This is a genomic window from Acinetobacter sp. YH12041 (genome assembly GCF_013419975.1).
Classification (GTDB): domain Bacteria; phylum Pseudomonadota; class Gammaproteobacteria; order Pseudomonadales; family Moraxellaceae; genus Acinetobacter.
This window is the reverse complement of sequence record NZ_VOZC01000055.1, coordinates 1-1,120: the sequence shown is the minus strand read 5'-3', so window position 1 is coordinate 1,120 and position 1,120 is coordinate 1. Positions and strand designations below refer to the sequence as shown.

The 1,120-nt window shown below is 34.3% G+C and carries 2 protein-coding genes; one reads left to right on the top strand and one right to left on the bottom strand.

Features of this window, described 5'->3' with window-relative positions:
- A partial coding sequence (locus FTU00_RS15470) for a replication initiation protein (RefSeq protein ID WP_180179991.1) occupies positions 1–726 on the top strand: 726 nt, incomplete at its 5' end.
- Between the two features lie 13 nt (positions 727–739).
- Here the strand turns inward: FTU00_RS15470 and FTU00_RS15465 are convergent.
- The coding region (locus FTU00_RS15465) for a hypothetical protein (protein ID WP_180179990.1) at positions 740–1,120 on the bottom strand (381 nt) is incomplete at its 5' end.

Below are 1,120 nucleotides of genomic sequence, written 5' to 3'. Positions count from 1 at the left end.
ACATTTAAAACTCGATGGGTTCAAGACATCATGAAATACAATAGTGATTGGGCTTTGGCTAATCCTGAATTTATCCAAGAGGTGACAGGGAGCGATCCTTATGCAGAAGATTATATTTTGGCGGCAATAAGGTTTAGTAAGTCTGTATTACCCTTTATTAGTAACTTATCATCTAACTTCACACAATATTTTCTTCAAGACATAGCAGGAGTAAGTAGTGGGTATAGCGTTCGATTTTATGAATTAATGATGCAATTCAAGAGTACAGGTTATCGAAAAATAAGGCTTGATGACTTGCGCAATATGCTTGATCTGAATAATAAGTATCCATTAACGGCAGACTTAAAAAGATGGGTAATAGATACCGCAATTGATGAACTTAATGAAAAATCTCCCATTACAATCAAATATAAACTGTTAAAAACAGGGCGTAAGTTCACACACATAGAATTAAAATTTAAGCAAAAATTGTCACCTAAAAAAATAGAATCTCAGCGAGATCAAAAAACTATAGATATGTTCAGCAACTTATCTGACAGTCAAATTAAGACCTACAGTTCAGTATTATCTAAGGTTCATAGCATCTCTGACTTAGCCGACAATAAAGATTACCCAGCCTTTTCAATATGGATTGCCAATATTTTACGTGACCCTACATCCGTCCGAGAGGAAACCGCAAAGCGGATTTTTAAAGCATTGCGGACTGAAACAGACTTCAAAGACTAAGATTTTATATACATTACGTCATAGGGAATGCTGAGTACAGTTTACGGCAAGTCGGATATTTAGCTTGAATTTTATGTAAATAATATGCCTGATCTTTTTCAAGAAAGCCGTTCAATAAACCACTCTGATCAGTATAGAAACAACGTCCTTTTGCTCTATCCCATGCTAAAAAAGGAGTGGATGGCTTACTTATTGATATAACATCATTATTACAGTGAAGTAGTGCCAGTGAACTTACCTGATAATTTCTTGCTTGGTTACCATCTGGCGGATATGCTAAACCAATTATCAAATTTCCTTTTTTTATATTCTTAATTTTAAAATCGCCATTCCATTCATTTGGGCTAGAATATCTAAACCAAGCTATTAATGGGCGAAAAATAAAATTATGGTT